This is a genomic window from Kocuria sp. (assembly GCF_030538595.1).
Taxonomy (GTDB): Bacteria; Actinomycetota; Actinomycetes; order Actinomycetales; family Micrococcaceae; genus Kocuria.
This window is the reverse complement of the sequence record NZ_JAUNTS010000001.1, coordinates 281019-299407: the sequence shown is the minus strand read 5'-3', so window position 1 is coordinate 299407 and position 18389 is coordinate 281019. Positions and strand designations below refer to the sequence as shown.

Here is an 18389-nt window from a genome sequence, read left to right as displayed (position 1 = left end):
AATGCCGCTCCAGGCCGCTGGGGAGACCGTGGCTGAGACAGACGGGTCACCACCATGCTACCCATGCGCAGGCTGCGGCCGCCGCCCTGGTGGCACAACAGTCCTGTGGCGGCAGAACAAGTGCCGTGGCCACCTTCAATTGCCTGCCGGTTGCACGTGGCCTAAGATGTGACGCTGGTGTCCAAGCAGCCTGTGCCAATCGGTGCAGCGTCAGCGCAAAGCTGGCGAACTTTCGTGATGCCCGCAACGAATCCACCGTGGCGGCTCCCGAGCAGTGGTAAGGTCTTGGACCGATGTTCGCCCTCCCCGGCAGGATTTCACGCACGCGGTGAACCGACCAGGAGACGCAACATTTTTAGGGCAGTGGCGCAATTGGTAGCGCAGCGGTCTCCAAAACCGCAGGTTGCAGGTTCGAGTCCTGTCTGCCCTGCGTCGCGTCACTGCGGGTGCGGCCCGGAGCACAGTCTCCGGTTTGTACCCGCAGTGACCAATCGACCCAAACCGAGGACAGCGCGCGTAGTCCTTCCAGGAGCAGCCATGTCGCAGACAACAGTCACCGATCACCCCGGCGGTGAGCCGGAAGAAGCCCCCCGCGGGATCTTCGGTCGGCTCTTTTTGTTCTTGCGCCAGGTTCTTGGTGAGTTGCGCAAAGTTCACACTCCCACGCGAGTGGAGCTGGTGCAGTACGTGCTGGTGGTCCTGGTCTTCGTGGCCTTCATGATGGCGCTGATCTCCGTGCTGGACTTGGGCTTCGGGCAGCTGGCCATGCTGGTCTTCGGTGAGGGCACGATCGCCAACTAGCTTGCGCCCGACCCAACGGTGCACTGCCGGAAGCAGTCCGGCGGGACACCAGCGGAACCTCCGAGTTTCATCGGAGCACCACTTAGAGCAGAGGAAAGCAGGACACCTGAAGTGACCGAGCACCAGGCTGAGAACGACGTCGAACTCAATGCCGACTCCACGGCCGAGCAGCCGCTGGCTGACACGGTGGATCAGGCTGCCCAGGAGCCCACCGACTCCCTCTCGGTGCAGGAAGCTGATCTGCAGTTCGCAGATGAGGACCGGGAACCTGCAGAGCCCGCTGTTGAGGGTCAGGCCACTGCTGAGGCAGAGACCGACGCCCAAGGTGATGCCGCTGAGGTTGTTGACCCCCGCGCCGAATTTGCTGCCAAGCTGCGGCGCCAGGAGGGTGACTGGTTTGTCATCCACACCTACGCCGGCTACGAAAACCGCGTGAAGACCAATCTGGAGACCCGAATCCAGTCCTTGAACATGGAAGAAGACATCTTCCAGATCGAGGTCCCCATGGAAGAGGTCGTGGAGATCAAGAACGCCCAGCGCAAGACCGTGCGCCGCGTTCGTATCCCCGGTTACGTGCTGGTTCGGATGAACCTGACCGACGCCTCCTGGGGTGCGGTCCGGCACACCCCGGGTGTCACCGGGTTCGTGGGCCAGGATGCTTACAACCCCAACCCGCTGCGGATCGACGAAGTGGTTGACATGCTCAACCCGGTCTTTGAGGCCCCGCAGACCACTGCTGATGGTGAAACCTCCGCTACAGCAGGTGCCACTCCGGCTGCCGCTGCCCCGGCCGTGACCGTGGACTTTGAGGTCGGCGAATCCGTGATCGTCAGGGAAGGCGCGTTTGCAACGCTGCCTGCCACGATTTCCGAGATCAAAGTGGAATCTCAGCAGCTGGTGGTGCTCGTCTCGATCTTCGAGCGTGAAACCCCCGTCACCATTGCCTTCGATCAGGTCTCCAAGATCTGATCCAGCCCTTACAGACTTCGGTAGATCCCTGGGCCACGCTTTGCCTGGGGCTCTTCCGTGCGGTCACCGCGCCACGGTGACCACCCGCCGTCGTGCGCTCCTGCGCGGCGGTACGTTCAGCAGAAAAGGACCATCACCATGGCTCCCAAGAAGAAGGTCACTGGCCTGATCAAGCTGCAGATCCAGGCAGGCGCCGCTAACCCGGCCCCGCCGGTTGGCCCCGCGCTCGGTGCGCAGGGCGTCAACATCATGGAGTTCTGCAAGGCCTACAACGCCGCCACGGAATCCCAGCGCGGCAACATCATCCCGGTGGAGATCACGGTTTATGAAGACCGCTCCTTCACCTTTGTCACCAAGACCCCGCCCGCTGCACAGCTGATCAAGAAGGCTGCCGGCGTTGCCAAGGGTTCCGGCGTTCCGCACACCCAGAAGGTCGGCAAGATCACCTGGGATCAGGCACGCGAGATCGCCACCACCAAGCAGGAAGACCTCAACGCCAACGACGTTGAGCAAGGCGCCAAGATCATTGCCGGCACCGCCCGTTCCATGGGCATTGAGGTTGAGTGATTCGGGTTCTCCCGAACACCTGACCTCCACCCGCTGGTAACAGCAGACAGACAACACGTGGCAGGGCCGAGCGCGGTCCGTAATGACCACGACTGCACAAGGAGACAAAGCAGATGGCTAAGCGCAGCAAAGCGTACAAAGCAGCAGCCGCCAAGATTGATGCGGACAAGCTCTACAGCCCGGCCGAGGCCGTTGCCCTGGTGAAGGAGATCAACTCCTCCAAGGCAGATGCAACCGTTGAGGTTGCCATGCGCCTGGGTGTTGACCCCCGTAAGGCGGACCAGATGGTTCGCGGCACCGTGAACCTGCCCAACGGCACCGGTAAGACCGCCCGCGTGGTGGTTTTTGCCCAGGGCGACAAGGCAGCAGCGGCAGAAGCCGCCGGCGCCGACTTTGTGGGCTCGGATGACCTGATCGCCAAGGTTGCCGGCGGCTGGGTGGACTTCGACGCCGCCGTGGCCACGCCGGACATGATGGGCAAGGTGGGCCGCCTGGGTAAAGTTCTGGGCCCCCGTAACCTCATGCCGAACCCCAAGACCGGCACCGTGACCATGGATGTGGCCAAGGCTGTTGGAGACATCAAGGGCGGTAAGATCGACTTCCGCGTGGACAAGCACTCCAACCTGCACTTCATCATCGGGAAGTCCTCCTTTGATCAGAAGGCTCTCAATGAGAACTTCGGCGCCGCTCTGGAAGAGGTGCTGCGTTTGAAGCCCTCCTCCTCCAAGGGCCGCTACGTCACCAAGATGACCGTGGCCTCCACCTTTGGCCCCGGCGTCCCGGTTGACCCGAACGCCACCGAGGTTTCCACCGACTGATTTCAGGTGGTCCGGTCAAGCCGGTTGCAGTGCTCAGGCGCTGCAACCGGCTTTTCTCGTCTGTGCCCTGGATGAGCCCTCTGCCCCACGGACCGGGCGGATAGGGTGGTGTGAAGTATCAATGGGAGGGGCTGCTGTGTTCTTGGAGGGTTTGTCGTGAACGTTTTGCAGCCTGTGGTTGTCAGCCAGGTGCGCATCCCGGACTCTTTGGACCACGACGCCGCTGGGGTCCTTGATGAGATCGCCCACCTGGTGCGTCGCTCACGTGAGTCCGTGTGGGGGACCGCAGATCTGGCCAATGACGCGGAGGACATCTTCCGTGATCTTCACGATCCGTGGGAGCGCGTTGTCCTGCTGACGGCACGCGTGGGAGAAAAGCTGGTGGGTCGGGCAGAGGTTCGTCTGCCACTGATCGTGGAAACCCGCAGCGCCCAGATCTTTCTGGCCGTGGACCCGGATCATGAGGCCGAGGGAGCGGGCTCCCACCTCCTGGCAGCGGCCGAATCGGTGGCGCAGGCGGAGGCGCGGCGAATGATCGTGATCCACTCGGAGCATCCAGGCCCGCAGGACATCCAAGGGGATGGCCGGATAGGTTCACCCACGGGCGCGCTGCCGATCATTGACCCGGATGCGTGGATCTCCGCAGTGGATGGATCGGGGCGCCTTCCGGTGTCCAACCGCCAAACGCGATTTGCGCACCGGTTCGGTTACGAACTGCAAACCGTGAGTGACGTCAGCAGGATCTCCATGCCGCTCGATGCTGAGGACCGAGACCGGCTGGTGGGGGAGGTGGAGTCGCATCCTGATGCGCAGGCCTACCGAATGCACGCCTGGGTTGGTGCCGCTCCGCAGCGGTGGCTGGACTCTTTGGCACGTCTGCATGAGCGCATTCCCTCGGACTCCTTTGTCCCACCCAGACTATGGGCGTCGGAGCCGTGGGACGCCGAACGGGTGCGGCGCACGGAGGCATTGCGGGCAGAAAACGGCGACACCTCCGTGATGAGTGCTGTGGAACATCTGGAAACGGGCGAATTGGTGGGTATGACGGAACTGGTGTTGCCGGGGGCGGAGTCCACCATCTGCTTCCAGGACGAAACCGTGGTGCTGCGTGAGCATCGCGGCCGTCGTTTGGGGTTGCGCCTCAAATTGACCAACATGGCCCGGCTGGCCCAGCACGCTCCCGGCGTCGAATCCATCTACGTGTGGACCCACAGCGGCAACACCCGCATGAACTGGGTCAATCGGCGACTGGGCGCCACCGTGTTGGGCCGCTCGGCCGTGTGGTCACGCCGCGTGGGTCTGGAGTGAGCCCCGGGCGTTCCGGTCAGTGCGGCGCATCAAGATACAGGTTGCGTATTGCGGTGGGACGCGGATATAGTTTCTTCCATCCAAAGACCGTCGGTCGTGGTTCGTCATGTCTGCAGCACACCTGGTGCATGCGTGACGGATCGCCGTAAGAGCCCGTGAGGGCGTCCAACGCAGGTGTCCTAGAACGTTTCTGTTCTGCTCATGCTGGAAAGCATGACTGATCTTTTACGCCCTGGCTCCTGCCGGGGCGTTTTTCATTGCGCTCGCAACGGATACGACCGGCCCACCAGGAAAGGAGTGCCATGGCGAACCCGGAAAAGGCCGCCGCGGTAGCAGAGCTCAAGGAGCAGTTCTCTGCTTCCAATGCTGCTGTGCTGACCGAATACCGCGGTCTCTCGGTGGCTCAGCTCAAGCAGCTGCGCCGCGCACTCGGTGAAGAAGCCGAGTATGCCGTGGTGAAGAACACGCTGGCCGGCATTGCCGCCCAGGAAGTCGGTATCGACGCATTCGAGGGCAAGCTGTCCGGCCCCTCGGCCATTGCGTTCGTTGCCGGTGACCCGGTCGCCGTCGCCAAGTCCCTGCGTGACTTTGCCAAGGACAACCCGGAACTGATCCTCAAGGGCGGCTACATGGATGGCGCCGCACTTGATGAAGACGGAATCAAGAAGCTCGCGGACCTTGAGTCTCGTGAGGTTCTGCTGGCCAAGGTTGCCGGTGCCGCACAGGCATCGCTGTCCAAGGCTGCCGCACTGTTCCAGGCCCCGCTGTCCAAGACGGTCCGCACGGCCGAGGCGCTGCGCGCCAAGGTCGAGGAGACCGGCCAAGCAGCCTGACGTTCTCAACGTCACCACATACCGCAAGACCCAGATCTGACCGGTCCGCTGCCCGTCACGGGAACGGACGCAGACGCAAACCAAGAAGGAGCCAACACCATGGCCAAGCTTTCCACTGAGGAACTGATCGACGCGTTCAAGGAACTCTCCCTGATTGAGCTCTCCGAGTTCGTGAAGGCCTTTGAGGAGACCTTTGACGTCACCGCTGCTGCTCCGGCCGCCGTGGCCGTTGCCGGTGCCCCCGCTGGCGGTGCCGAGGAAGCTGCCGAGGAGCAGACCGAATTCGACGTCGTCCTCGAAGCTGCCGGTGACAAGAAGATCGGCGTCATCAAGGAGGTGCGCGCCCTGACCTCCCTCGGCCTGAAGGAGGCCAAGGAGCTCGTCGACGGCGCTCCCAAGGCTGTTCTGGAAGGTGCCTCCAAGGAGGATGCCGAGAAGGCCAAGGAGCAGCTCGAAGGCGCCGGCGCAACCGTCACCCTCAAGTGATCCAGGCGGGTTGACCCGCTACCTCACTGCCATGAACCCCGTGCACATCACGTGCACGGGGTTCATGCGTGGTGGACTCTATTGCCGACTTCCCACCTGGGCGCCCAGCCCCCACGTTGTAGGCGGTGATCTGGCAGCCAACTGGGAAGTCGGCGGGGCGCCGTGCCTGACGAACACTGCGTTGGACAAACCATGTGCTGGACAAAGCGCTTTTGATGCCCTATGCTGAATCTTTGCGTCGTCCCTGATTTCAGCGTGCCTTCATATAGCGGTGGGCGCCCTTCGGATCCTTCAACTCTGTCACTTCCCCCATGTCAGCCAACCCAGCGGAACGTTTTTCCCAGGGTGCTGGACCAGAGTTGAGGAGTCCGTCACTTCGGACGGGAACCGCGCGATTCACTTGCAGATCTGTGGAAGGAATCTCATCTTGGTCGCCTTGAGCACCGATTCGTCCGTCACCGCAAACACGACCGGGAACAACACCCCGCGTCGTGTCTCTTTCGCAAAAATTCATGAGCCGTTGGAGGTCCCGAACCTCCTGGCGCTGCAGACCGACAGCTTTGACCGCCTGGTCGGCAACGAAAAGTGGCAGGAGCGCCTGCGCCAGGCGCAGGAAACCGGCCAGACCGGCGTGCCCAGCACCTCGGGCCTGTCCGACATTTTTGAAGAGATCTCCCCGATCGAGGATTTCCAGGGCACCATGTCCCTGTCCTTCACGGAACCGGAGTTCTACGACCCCAAGTACACGGTCGAAGAATGCAAGGACCGTGACGCCACCTACTCGGCACCGCTGTACGTCAAAGCCGAGTTCATGAACAACACCACCGGTGAGATCAAGCAGCAGACCGTCTTCATGGGCGATTTCCCGCTCATGACTGACAAGGGCACGTTTGTGATCAACGGCACCGAGCGTGTTGTGGTCTCTCAGCTGGTGCGCTCCCCGGGTGCCTACTTTGAAAAGGGCCAGGACCGTAACTCGGACAAGGACATCTTCTCCGCCAAGATCATCCCGTCCCGCGGTGCCTGGTTCGAGCTGGAGATCGACAAGCGCGACCAGGTGGGCGTGCGTCTGGACCGTAAGCGCAAGCAGTCCGTGACCGTGCTGCTCAAGGCGCTGGGTTGGACCGAATCCAAGATCCTGGAGGAGTTCGGCGAGTTCGACTCCATCCGTGCCACCTTGGAGAAGGACACCACGGAAACCCGCGATGACGCCCTGCTGGACATCTATCGCAAGCTGCGTCCGGGCGAGCCCCCCACGGTTGATGCCGCCCAGCAGCTGCTGGACAACATGTACTTCAACCCCAAGCGTTATGACTTGGCCAAGGTGGGTCGCTACAAGATCAACCGCAAGCTGGGCATTGACAAGGGCTTTGACGATCCGGATGCCTCGGTGCTCTCCATCGAGGACATCGTGGCCATGATCCGTTACCTGGTGACGCTGCACGCCGGCGGCAGCTCCATCAACGGTGTGCGCGACGGTGAAGCCAAAGAGATCCGCATTGACGTGGATGACATCGACCACTTCGGCAACCGCCGCATCCGTGCGGTGGGCGAGCTGATCGAGAACCAGATCCGTACGGGCCTGTCCCGCATGGAGCGTGTGGTGCGTGAGCGCATGACCACGCAGGACGTGGAAGCCATCACCCCGCAGACCTTGATCAACATCCGCCCCGTGGTGGCTGCGATCAAGGAGTTCTTTGGCACCTCCCAGCTGTCCCAGTTCATGGATCAGAACAACCCGCTGGCCGGTTTGACGCACAAGCGGCGTCTGTCCGCGCTGGGCCCGGGTGGTCTCTCCCGTGACCGCGCCGGCATGGAGGTCCGTGACGTCCACCCGTCGCACTACGGCCGTATGTGCCCGATCGAAACCCCTGAAGGTTCCAACATCGGCCTGATCGGCTCGTTGGCCACCTACGCGCGGATCAACCCGTTCGGTTTCATCGAAACCCCCTACCGCCGCGTGGTGGACGGTGTGGTGACCGACGACGTCGTCTACCTGACCGCCGACGACGAACGCGGTGCTGTGATCGCCCAGGCCAACGCCCCGTTGACCGACGATCTGCGCTTTGCCGAGGACGCCGTGCTGGCCCGTGCCGCAGACGGCTCGGGTGAAGCCGTGCTGGTGGAGCCCTCCGCCGTTGAGTTCATGGACGTTTCCCCGCGCCAGATGGTGTCCGTGGCAACGGCCCTGATCCCGTACCTGGAGCACGACGACGCCAACCGAGCCCTGATGGGTGCCAACATGCAGCGTCAGGCTGTGCCGCTGTTGGTCACCGAGGCTCCGCTGGTGGGTACCGGCATGGAGCGGTTTGCCGCCATGGATGCCGGTGACTCCGTGTTGGCCGTCAAGCCGGGTGTGGTGACCGAGGTTGCCGCCGACCACGTGACCGTGGCCAATGACGATGGCACCACCAAGGACTACGTGGTGGGTAAGTTCGTTCGGTCCAACCCGGGCAACACTTACAACCAGCGTGTGATCGTCTCCGAAGGCGACCGCGTGGAAACCCGTACGGTCATTGCCGATGGCCCCTCCACCGATCACGGTGAGTTGGCTCTGGGCAAGAACCTGCTGGTGGCTTACATGTCCTGGGAAGGCCTCAACTACGAGGACGCCATCATCCTGTCCCAGCGCATGGTTTCCGACGACGTCCTGACCTCGATCCACATTGAGGAACACGAAATTGATGCCCGCGACACCAAGCTCGGTGCCGAGGAAATCACCCGTGACATCCCCAACGTCTCCGAGGAAGTGCTCTCCGCACTGGACGAGCGCGGCATCATCCACATCGGTGCCGAGGTCCAGGCCGGTGACATTCTGGTCGGCAAGGTCACGCCCAAGGGCGAAACCGAGCTGACCCCGGAGGAGCGCCTGCTGCGCGCCATCTTCGGCGAGAAGTCCCGTGAGGTCCGCGACACCTCTCTGAAGGTGCCCCACGGCGAGTCCGGAACCGTGATCGGCGTGCGCGTGTTCGACCGCGACGACGACGGCGACGACCTCCCCGCAGGTGTCAACCAGGTGGTCCGCGTGTACGTGGCCCAGAAGCGCAAGATCACGGACGGCGACAAGCTGGCCGGCCGGCACGGCAACAAGGGTGTGATCTCCAAGATCCTGCCCGTGGAGGACATGCCGTTCCTGGCCGACGGTACCCCCGTTGACGTGATCCTCAACCCGCTGGGTGTGCCCGGCCGTATGAACCTGGGCCAGGTGCTGGAGGTTCACACCGGCTGGTTGGCCAAACAGGGCTGGGAGATCGAAGGCAACCCCGAGTGGTTGGATCGTTTGACGGACTTCCCCAAGTCCACCGGTCAGGTCAACGTGGCCACCCCGGTGTTCGACGGCGCCCGCGAGGACGAAATCTTTGACCTCCTGGACCACTCGAACACCACCCGGGACGGGGATCGCCTGATCAACCACACGGGTAAGGCTCAGTTGTTCGACGGCCGCTCCGGTGAGCCGTTCCCGGACCCGATCTCGGTCGGCTACCAGTACATCCTGAAGCTGCACCACCTGGTGGATGACAAGATCCACGCTCGCTCCACCGGCCCGTACTCCATGATCACCCAGCAGCCGCTGGGTGGTAAGGCTCAGTTCGGTGGCCAGCGCTTTGGTGAGATGGAAGTCTGGGCCCTTGAGGCTTACGGCGCCGCCTACACGCTGCAGGAAATCCTGACGGTCAAGTCCGATGACGTTCACGGTCGCGTGAAGGTCTACGAGTCGATCGTGAAGGGCGAGAACATCCCCGAACCGGGTGTCCCCGAATCCTTCAAGGTCCTGATCAAGGAGATGAAGTCCCTGTGCTTGAACGTCGAGGTGCTCTCGGCTGACGGCCAGACCATCGAGATGCGTGACGCCGATGACGAAGTCTTCCGCGCCGCTGAAGAACTCGGTATCGACCTCTCCCACTCCGAGCCCAGCTCGGTTGAAGAGGTCTGAGCGGCCAGTTCGCGCCGGGGTGACCCGCCGTCGTCGTTGCCTGATGAGGCCGTGACGACGGCGGGGCACCCGCAGACTTCATCCACACAAGATTTTCAGAAGAATTCACAGAAAGAGATCAAGGATCCTTATGTCCAACGATTCTTCACTCAACCTCATGCGCATTGGCCTGGCCACGGCCGATCAGATCCGCAGCTGGTCCTTTGGCGAGGTCAAGAAGCCCGAGACGATCAACTACCGCACGCTCAAGCCTGAGAAGGATGGCTTGTTCTGCGAAAAGATCTTTGGCCCCACCCGCGACTGGGAGTGCTACTGCGGTAAGTACAAGCGCGTGCGCTACAAGGGCATCATCTGCGAACGCTGCGGCGTTGAGGTGACCCGCGCCAAGGTGCGCCGCGAGCGGATGGGCCACATTGAGCTGGCCGCACCCGTGACTCACATCTGGTACTTCAAGGGTGTGCCCTCCCGTCTGGGCTACCTGCTGGATCTGGCGCCCAAGGACCTGGAGAAGGTCATCTACTTTGCCGCCTACATGATCACCAAGGTGGATGAGGAGGCTCGTCACGACGATCTCCCCAACCTGCAGGCAGCCATTGACCGGGAAAAGAAGACCCTGGAAGACCAGCGGGATGCCGACGTCGTCGCCATTGCCGGTGACCTGGAGCAGGATCTGGCCACGGTCGAGGCCGAAGGTGGCAAGGCCGCCGAGAAGCGCAAGCTGCGTGACGCTGCTGATCGCCAGATGGCCAACGTGCGCAAGCGCGCCGACCGTGAGGTCGAGGCCCTGGAGCGCGTGTGGGACCGCTTCAAGAACCTGAAGGTCAATGACCTTGAAGGTGATGAGGCCCTGTACCGCCAGATGGTGGACCGCTACGGCATGTACTTTGAGGGTTCCATGGGCGCCGAGGCGATCAAGAAGCGCCTGGAGACCTTTGACCTGGCCGGTGAGGCAGAGACTCTCAAGGAGATCATTGCCACCGGCAAGGGCCAGCGGAAGTCCCGTGCGCTCAAGCGCCTGAAGGTGGTCAACGCCTTCTTGACCACGGACAACTCCCCGCTGGGTATGGTGCTGGACGCCGTGCCGGTGATCCCGCCGGAACTGCGCCCCATGGTGCAGTTGGACGGTGGCCGCTTTGCCACCTCCGACCTCAACGACCTCTACCGTCGTGTGATCAACCGCAACAACCGCCTGAAGCGTCTGCTGGATCTGGGTGCCCCCGAGATCATCGTGAACAACGAAAAGCGGATGCTGCAGGAGGCCGTGGACTCCCTGTTCGACAACGGCCGCCGCGGCCGCCCCGTCACCGGACCGGGCAACCGCGCGCTGAAGTCGCTGTCTGACATGCTCAAGGGCAAGCAGGGGCGTTTCCGTCAGAACCTTCTGGGCAAGCGCGTGGACTACTCGGGCCGTTCGGTGATCGTGGTGGGTCCGCAGCTGAAGCTGCACCAGGCCGGTCTGCCCAAGCAGATGGCTCTGGAGCTGTTCAAGCCGTTTGTGATGAAGCGTCTGGTGGATCTCAACCACGCGCAGAACATCAAGTCCGCCAAGCGAATGGTGGAGCGTTACCGTCCGCAGGTGTGGGACGTGCTGGAAGAGGTCATCACCGAACACCCGGTGCTGCTCAACCGTGCACCAACCCTGCACCGTCTGGGCATCCAGGCCTTTGAGCCGCAGCTGGTGGAGGGCAAGGCCATCCAGCTGCACCCGCTGGTCTGCTCTGCGTTCAACGCCGACTTTGACGGTGACCAGATGGCTGTGCACCTGCCGCTGTCCCCGGAGGCCCAGGCGGAGGCACGCATTCTGATGCTGTCCTCCAACAACATCCTGAAGCCTTCAGACGGCAAGCCGATTGCTCTGCCTTCCCAGGACATGATCATTGGCCTGTACCACCTCACCACCGAGCGTGCTGAGGAAGTTGGCACGGGTACCAGCTACTCCTCCGTGGCGGAGGCCATCATGGCCTTTGACGCGCACACGCTGCACCTGAACGCCAAGGCCAAGATTGTGGTCCAGGACTTTGTGCCGTACCCGGGTTGGGTTGCCCCCGAGGGCTACCAGGCCGGGGACGCGGTCACCCTGGAAACCACGCTGGGTCGTGTGATCTTCAACCAGCAGCTTCCGGCCGACTACCAGTGGGTTGAGGGCGTTGCGGACAAGAAGTTCCTCTCCAAGCTGGTCAATGACCTGGCGGAGACCTACCCCATGGGTGTGGTTGCCCAGACCCTGGACAACCTCAAGGACGCGGGCTTCTACTGGGCTGCTTGGTCCGGGATCACCGTGGCGATCTCCGACATCGCCACGCCTCCCGCCAAGCCCGGCATCATGGAGGGTTACGAGGCTCAGGCTGCCAAGATCCAGGGCCAGTACGACACCGGTTTGATTGACGACGACGAACGCCGTTCCGAGTTGATCGACATCTGGACCAAGGCCACCGATGAGGTTGCCGAGGCCATGCGGGAGAACCTGGGCGAGTTGAACACCATCAACCGCATGGTTTCCTCCGGTGCGCGTGGTAACTGGATGCAGGTACGTCAGATCGCGGGTATCCGCGGCCTGGTGGCCAACCCCAAGGGTGAGATCATGCCCCGCCCGATCAAGTCCTCCTACCGTGAGGGCCTGTCCGTGCTGGAGTACTTCATCGCCACCCACGGTGCTCGTAAGGGTCTGGCTGACACCGCTTTGCGTACCGCCAACTCGGGTTACCTGACCCGTCGTCTGGTGGATGTCTCCCAGGACGTCATTGTCCGTGAGGCGGACTGCGGTACAGACCGCGGTCTGACGCTGCCGCTGGCGGTCGAGGACAACGGTGCCCGGGTCCTGCACGAAGAGGTTGAGAACACCGTTCACGGCCGTGTGCTGGCTGTGGACGTGGTGGATGCCAACGGTGAGATCTTGGCGGAGGCCGGTTCGGACATCTCGGATGCCCTGATCGAGTCGCTGTTCAATGCCGGTGTGGATGAGGTTCGTGTCCGTTCGGTGCTGACCTGCGAATCCGCCGTGGGCGTGTGCGCTGCCTGCTACGGCCGCTCCCTGGCCACCAACAACCTGGTGGACATTGGTGAGGCCGTGGGCATCATTGCCGCACAGTCGATCGGTGAGCCCGGTACCCAGCTGACCATGCGTACCTTCCACACCGGTGGTGTGGCTTCCTCCGACGGTGACATCACCCAGGGTCTGCCCCGTATCCAGGAGCTTTTCGAGGCCCGTACCCCCAAGGGTGTGGCACCGATCTCCGAGGTGGCCGGCCGGGTGAACATCGAGGACACCGACAAGGGTGTTCGCGTGGTGGTCACCCCGGACAACGGTGACGAAGAGTTCGCCTACCCGGTGCTGCGCCGTGCCAAGATGCTGATTGCCGACGGCGATCACGTGGAGGTCGGTCAGCAGCTGGTGGCCGGTGCCGTGGACCCCAAGGAGGTCCTGCGCATCCGTGGTCGCCGTGCCGCTCAGAAGCACTTGGTGGACGAGGTCCAGGGTGTGTACCGCTCCCAGGGCGTGGGCATCCACGACAAGCACGTGGAGGTCATTGTCCGCCAGATGCTGCGCCGTAACACGGTGATTGAATCCGGTGACACCGACCTGCTGCCGGGTGAGCTGGTGGACGACGTTCGCTACCGTGAGGCCAACTTGAAGGCGGTCTCCGAGCAGCAGCGTCCGGCCTCCGGCCGCCCCGAGCTGATGGGCATCACCAAGGCCTCCTTGGCCACGGACTCCTGGCTCTCGGCCGCCTCCTTCCAGGAAACCACTCGTGTTCTGACCCAGGCTGCCATGGAAGCCAAGTCGGATCCGCTGGTGGGCCTGAAGGAGAACGTGATCATCGGTAAGTTGATCCCGGCCGGTACCGGCTTGGCTCGCTACAACAACGTGAGCGTTGAGCCCACGGATGAAGCCAAAGCCACCTTGTTCACGGATTCCGGTGCCTACGCGGACTTCTCCTACGCGGAGGAGAACTCGGGGCTGGCCTCCGAGTTCCAGGCGATCCCGCTGGAGGACTACGATTTCGGCGCCAACTGATGTGCCGCTCGGCTGATTCCTGATCAGCCCGCCCAAGGGCCCTTTCCTCGCTGTCGCGGGGAAAGGGCCCTTGGCTTTTCCCCTTCTCTGCGGGGGCGCGTGTGTGTCCACATCTGTTCCCACAAATGAGTGCGGGCGGGTGCATCTGCACGGCACCGGTCTAGCGTGTGGCTCATGAGTACCACCGCGCAGCGTGACCGGCAGCCCGATTCCGCAGGGGCGGCCACGTGTGACACGATTCAGGCTGGAACCACACCAGGTTGTGGTGGCCCCACCCGCCGTCAACTGGGGCGGTGGGCTGCCGTAGGCGCCCTGGCCGTTGCAGGTACGGGCCTGGCCGGTGCCACAACCGCGCTCACCCCCGCCGCGGCTGTTCCTGCTGAATGGGGTGGGGATGGCGATTACCTGATCGGCCGTGCCGTCACGGATTGCACGGGCCCAGCCGGGGGAGTGGCCTTCTTCGGCTACGGGGACACCCAGCAGACCGGCCGGGGTGTCCACATGCGTCAGCGCGCCCGTGCCTTTGTCTTGGAGGACGCAGCGACAGGGGAACACGTGGCCATTGTGGTGGCGGACATTCTCTCGCCGTCCAATGCAGTGCGTCAGGCTGTGCTCGATCGACTGGCGCGGCGTGCACCCGGACGGTGGAGTCAGGCGCAGGTGGTGATCTCCAGCACCCACACCCACGCCACTCCGGGTGGGGCAACATATGATCAGCTCCACAATGTGACCACCTGGGGTTTTCAGCGCCGCAGCTTTGAAGCACAGGTGGAAGCCATGGTTCAAGCCGTTGTCAACGCGGATGCCGACCGCGCTCCGGGGCGCCTGCGGATCAGTCGGTCCAGTCTGACCGATGCCGGAGTCAACCGATCGGCGGAAGCGTTCCGCCGTAACCCCGCAGAGCTCCAGGCGGCACTGCCCGGTGGAATTGATCCCGCGTCCGTGACCCTGCGGCTGGAGCGGGAGGGTCGCACGGATGCGGTGCTCAACTGGTTTGCCACCCATGCCACGTCCCTGACGAACACCAACCGCCTGATCTCCGGCGACAACAAGGGCTACGCCCAATACGCTTTGGAGCGCTTGGACCAGGGTGTTGATCTCATGAGCACGGCCCGGCCACCGTTTGTGGCGGCTTTCGCCAACTCAAATTCGGGTGACATCACGCCCAATCTCAATTTGGCTCCCGGACAGGGCCCCACCGGGGACCAGTTTGAAAACATGCGGATCATTGGCAGCCGGCAGGCCGATGCGGTGCGTGCCCAACTCAGTTCACCCGGAGATCCCGTGGGCTCGGGGCTGGAAACTCGGGTCACGTACGTGGATCTGCGGGGGTATGCCATCAGGCCCGAGTTCTCCGGCACGGGCAAAACCGAACGCACAGGTTGGGCCAGCCTGGGTACAGCCTTTGCAGCGGGGAGTACGGAAGACGGCGGGGGTGTCTCGATCTTCAGTGAAGGGCTGAGCGGCAACCCCCTGCTGTCCACCTTGCAGTCCTGGCGGTACAGGACTGACCGCTTTGAAGCTGCCGTGCAAGCACCAAAGGTCTGTCTGCTGGCAGTGGGCGCCATGGACTGGGTGCAGCAGTCGGTACCTGTCCAGCTCATTCGGCTGGGTCGGCTGTGGCTGGCAGCCATGCCCGGTGAGATGACGGCAGCAACCGGGGTGTTGTACCGCCGGGCTGTGGCTGCCGCCACGGGTGCTGCGGAGTCGGATGTGATTGTGCACGGAACCTGTAACGGATACACGCATTACGTGAGCACACCGGAGGAGTACGACTCCCAGCAATATGAAGGCGCGGCAACTCTGTACGGGCGCTTCACGGCCCGCGCCTACTGCCAGATCTTGGATCAGTTGGCCCGCGCCGTGGTGAACAAAACCCCCGTGGGATTGGGTGCCGTGCCACCGGACAAGTCCTGGACCGCGGAACCGTCGCTACAGGGCGTCCCTCCCACCGACCTCCCGGAGCTGGGCCGCTGGTTCGGGCAGGTGATCGAACAACCGGTCAACACTCACCCCGGAAACACGGTGCGCGCCCAGTTTGCAGGTGCCCACCCCAATCACGATCAGCGCCGCGGGGACACCTTCATGGCGGTGGAGCGCAACGACGCCGGGACGTGGGTACGCGTACGCGATGACCAGGATTTCGACACCCGTTTTGAATGGCAGGACCGCGGTCTGGGCGTCTCCCGCGTGACGTTGTCCTGGACCGTACCGCCAGGGGCGGCCGGGACCTATCGTTTTGTCTACAGGGGCAATCGCCGCACTGCCATCGGTACCACTGTGGCGGTGAGTGGAACCAGCCGGAGCTTCACGGTCAGCGGGTGACCGACGTCGTGATTGGGGGTATCTGACCGGCACCGTGGGTAGCGCGGGGGAGCCAACCGATCCGGCACAATGCCACCATGGCCAACTCCCGTAGCGGCGAATCTGTGCTTGAGCGTGTGGACCGGATTCTGGGTGTGTTCTCCCCGCAGACCCCGCGACTCACCGTCACGCAAGTGGCCCGTAACGCAGATCTGCCGGTGAGTACGGTCCACAGGTTGTGCACCGAACTTGCCCAGCGCGGATGGCTGGAGGCAGAAGGCGGTGCTTTTGTGATCGGCACCAGGCTGTGGGAACTGGCCACACGCGCGGCACGGGAATCCACACTTGCGGCCATTGCCTTGCCGTTCATGCAGGATGCCCAAACGGTGCTGGGCCAGCACGTCCAGCTGGGGCGGGTGGAAGGCCGCGAGGTACTGATTCTGCAGCGGCTGTCCGCGCATGGCGCCCGGGAGATCAGTTCGGGGGTGGCGGGTCGGTTGCCGCTGCACGTCTCCGCAGTGGGACTGGTGCTTTTGGCGGGCATGCCCACCGGAGGGCGTCAGGAGTATCTGGCTGCGCTGCGCGCCGGTGACCACGTGATTCCGCAGGGCGGTGTGGCTCAGCTGGAAGCTGTCCTGGCTTCCATCCGTTCGGTGGGGCACGTGATTCAGACGGGGAATCTGGAGCCGGACCGCACGGGCATTGCGGTACCGGTCCACTCCGCCCGCGCAGAGGTGGTGGCGGGATTGGGAGCGGTGCTTGATCGCTCGGCGGTGGTGGTTGATCCGGAGGCCACCGTTCAAGTGCTGAGGGCAGCGGCTCACGGCATTGAGCGGATCATGCGGCAGCACCCGCACAACGTCCAGCTCTCCCGATAGCCCACGGACAAGTGTGGTGAGCGGGCATATCCTATTGAACGGAAACTTTAGGGCCTCCGCCACAGAGCAGTGTCACACTGATCGCACAGATGTTCGCCTGTCGATCAGAAGGAAGTTCCCATGGGTCAGCAATCGGGAGGTCGGGTCATTGAGACTCAAGTGGGCATTGTGGGCGCCGGCCCGGCAGGGCTGATGCTCTCCCACCTGCTGGCTCAGGAAGGTGTTGACTCCGCAGTTGTTGACATCCGTGACCCGGAGACCATTCGCCACACGCACCGTGCGGGGATCCTTGAAGCTGCCAGCGTGCGGATGCTCACGGACACCGGTGTGGATGGCCGGGTGCTCACCGAAGGCCATGAGCACCGCGGAACCACACTGCGTTACGACGGCCAAAACCATCACATTGACTTCCAAGATGCCGTGGGCCAGTCCGTGTGGCTCTATCCGCAGAACGAGGTGTTCTGGGACCTGTACCAGGCACGTCAACGTGACGGCGGAACCCTGTTCTGGTCCGTCATGGACACCGCTGTGCATGACATTGAGACCCGGAACCCGCGCATCACCTTCACGGACGAAGACGGCCAAGCCACGGAAATTTCCGCTCGAATTGTGGTGGGGGCCGACGGGTCGCGGTCCATGTGCCGTCAGCTCATTCCGGAGGATGTGCGCACGGAGCACTTCATCGAATATCCGTTCGCTTGGTTCGGCATCTTGTGTGAGGCGCCACCCAGCTGGCCGGAACTGATCTACGCCAATTCGGAGGCAGGATTCGCCCTGATCTCCCAGCGTTCAGAGACAGTGCAGCGGATGTACTTCCAGTGTGACCCTCAAACAGATGTGGCTGACTGGAGTGATGAACGGATATGGGCTCGCCTTCAGGAGTGCGTCCAGGGGTCGGATGGTTTCCGACTTGAGCAAGGGCGAATCTTTGACAAGACAGTCCTGAAGTTTCGCTCCTACGTCTGCGAACCGCTGCGCCATCACAGTCTGGTGTTGGTCGGAGATGCGGGGCACACTGTGCCGCCCACTGGTGCCAAGGGGTTGAATTTGGCCTTCAGTGACGTTCGTGTTGTGGCACCAGCTCTGGTCAGTTTGCTGCGTGACGGCAACCCCCAGCTGTTGGCCGGATACTCCGCCGCAGCACTGGAAAGAGTGTGGAAGGCGCAGAACTTCTCCTATTGGGCCACCAGCATGATGCACACCGTGGAAGGGGAGAACTCCTTTGAACAGCAGCGCCGCCGCGGACAGTTGCGTTCCATCACGGACTCGGAGCACGGCCGCGCGTATTTTGCGGAGTGCTACACGGGGTGGCAATGAAGTCTCACGCGGGTGAATTGCTCAAAGAGCATACGAGTGAGTCATGACGAAAGGAGGCGCCCTCATCAAAGTGTGCGCTATACGGACACCTGTTCGCATAGCGTGTGATGTGCGTTATGCTGGAGCCAGTCGATCGGGAACAATTCCCAGTGCCGGCAA

Annotated in this window: 12 protein-coding genes and 1 tRNA gene; all 13 read left to right on the top strand. The window is 62.9% G+C overall.

Annotation, left to right across the window (positions count from 1 at the left end; all coding sequences use genetic code 11):
* The first annotated feature begins 357 nt into the window (after window positions 1-357).
* Window positions 358-430, top strand: a tRNA-Trp gene (locus tag Q4G32_RS01410).
* A 107-nt stretch (window positions 431-537) separates the two neighbouring features.
* Entirely contained in the window at window positions 538-801 is a 264-nt protein-coding gene (gene secE / locus Q4G32_RS01405; RefSeq protein ID WP_303348692.1) for a preprotein translocase subunit SecE, read from the top strand.
* A 111-nt stretch (window positions 802-912) separates the two neighbouring features.
* A complete protein-coding gene (nusG, locus tag Q4G32_RS01400) occupies window positions 913-1770 on the top strand; it encodes a transcription termination/antitermination protein NusG (RefSeq protein WP_303348690.1) in 858 nt (285 codons plus the stop codon).
* A gap of 138 nt (window positions 1771-1908) precedes the next feature.
* Window positions 1909-2337: a 50S ribosomal protein L11 gene (gene rplK, locus Q4G32_RS01395; protein ID WP_303348689.1), complete on the top strand. Its 429-nt coding sequence runs from the start codon at window positions 1909-1911 to the stop codon at window positions 2335-2337.
* Between the two features lie 113 nt (window positions 2338-2450).
* Window positions 2451-3155, top strand: a complete 705-nt coding sequence (rplA, locus tag Q4G32_RS01390; protein WP_303348688.1) for a 50S ribosomal protein L1 — start codon at window positions 2451-2453, stop codon at window positions 3153-3155.
* A gap of 156 nt (window positions 3156-3311) precedes the next feature.
* A complete protein-coding gene (locus Q4G32_RS01385; RefSeq protein ID WP_303348687.1) occupies window positions 3312-4463 on the top strand; it encodes a GNAT family N-acetyltransferase in 1152 nt (383 codons plus the stop codon).
* 302 nt (window positions 4464-4765) lie between these two features.
* Window positions 4766-5296, top strand: a complete 531-nt coding sequence (gene rplJ / locus Q4G32_RS01380) for a 50S ribosomal protein L10 (protein ID WP_303348686.1) — start codon at window positions 4766-4768, stop codon at window positions 5294-5296.
* 99 nt (window positions 5297-5395) lie between these two features.
* Complete coding sequence (gene rplL, locus Q4G32_RS01375; protein WP_303348685.1) at window positions 5396-5782, top strand: 50S ribosomal protein L7/L12; 387 nt, start codon at window positions 5396-5398, stop codon at window positions 5780-5782.
* 427 nt (window positions 5783-6209) lie between these two features.
* Window positions 6210-9716 (top strand): DNA-directed RNA polymerase subunit beta, encoded by a 3507-nt coding sequence (gene rpoB, locus Q4G32_RS01370; RefSeq protein ID WP_303348684.1) that lies wholly within the window; start codon window positions 6210-6212, stop codon window positions 9714-9716.
* Window positions 9717-9846: 130 nt separating this feature from the next.
* Window positions 9847-13731 (top strand): DNA-directed RNA polymerase subunit beta', encoded by a 3885-nt coding sequence (locus tag Q4G32_RS01365; RefSeq protein ID WP_303348682.1) that lies wholly within the window; start codon window positions 9847-9849, stop codon window positions 13729-13731.
* Between the two features lie 174 nt (window positions 13732-13905).
* A complete protein-coding gene (locus Q4G32_RS01360; protein ID WP_303348681.1) occupies window positions 13906-16056 on the top strand; it encodes a neutral/alkaline non-lysosomal ceramidase N-terminal domain-containing protein in 2151 nt (716 codons plus the stop codon).
* A 77-nt stretch (window positions 16057-16133) separates the two neighbouring features.
* A complete protein-coding gene (locus Q4G32_RS01355; RefSeq protein WP_303348679.1) occupies window positions 16134-16913 on the top strand; it encodes an IclR family transcriptional regulator in 780 nt (259 codons plus the stop codon).
* A 120-nt stretch (window positions 16914-17033) separates the two neighbouring features.
* The gene (locus tag Q4G32_RS01350; protein ID WP_303348677.1) at window positions 17034-18230 is read left to right on the top strand and encodes a 4-hydroxybenzoate 3-monooxygenase; all 1197 of its coding nucleotides are present in this window, start codon (window positions 17034-17036) and stop codon (window positions 18228-18230) included.
* Window positions 18231-18389: the final 159 nt, after the last annotated feature.

Coding starts and splice junctions, on each gene's coding strand:
- secE (WP_303348692.1), top strand. CDS start 538: ATGTCGCAGACAACAGTCACCGATCACCCCGGCGGTGAGCCGGAAGAA.
- rplK (WP_303348689.1), top strand. CDS start 1,909: ATGGCTCCCAAGAAGAAGGTCACTGGCCTGATCAAGCTGCAGATCCAG.
- rplA (WP_303348688.1), top strand. CDS start 2,451: ATGGCTAAGCGCAGCAAAGCGTACAAAGCAGCAGCCGCCAAGATTGAT.
- rplJ (WP_303348686.1), top strand. CDS start 4,766: ATGGCGAACCCGGAAAAGGCCGCCGCGGTAGCAGAGCTCAAGGAGCAG.
- rplL (WP_303348685.1), top strand. CDS start 5,396: ATGGCCAAGCTTTCCACTGAGGAACTGATCGACGCGTTCAAGGAACTC.
- Q4G32_RS01365 (WP_303348682.1), top strand. CDS start 9,847: ATGTCCAACGATTCTTCACTCAACCTCATGCGCATTGGCCTGGCCACG.
- Q4G32_RS01360 (WP_303348681.1), top strand. CDS start 13,906: ATGAGTACCACCGCGCAGCGTGACCGGCAGCCCGATTCCGCAGGGGCG.
- Q4G32_RS01355 (WP_303348679.1), top strand. CDS start 16,134: ATGGCCAACTCCCGTAGCGGCGAATCTGTGCTTGAGCGTGTGGACCGG.
- Q4G32_RS01350 (WP_303348677.1), top strand. CDS start 17,034: ATGGGTCAGCAATCGGGAGGTCGGGTCATTGAGACTCAAGTGGGCATT.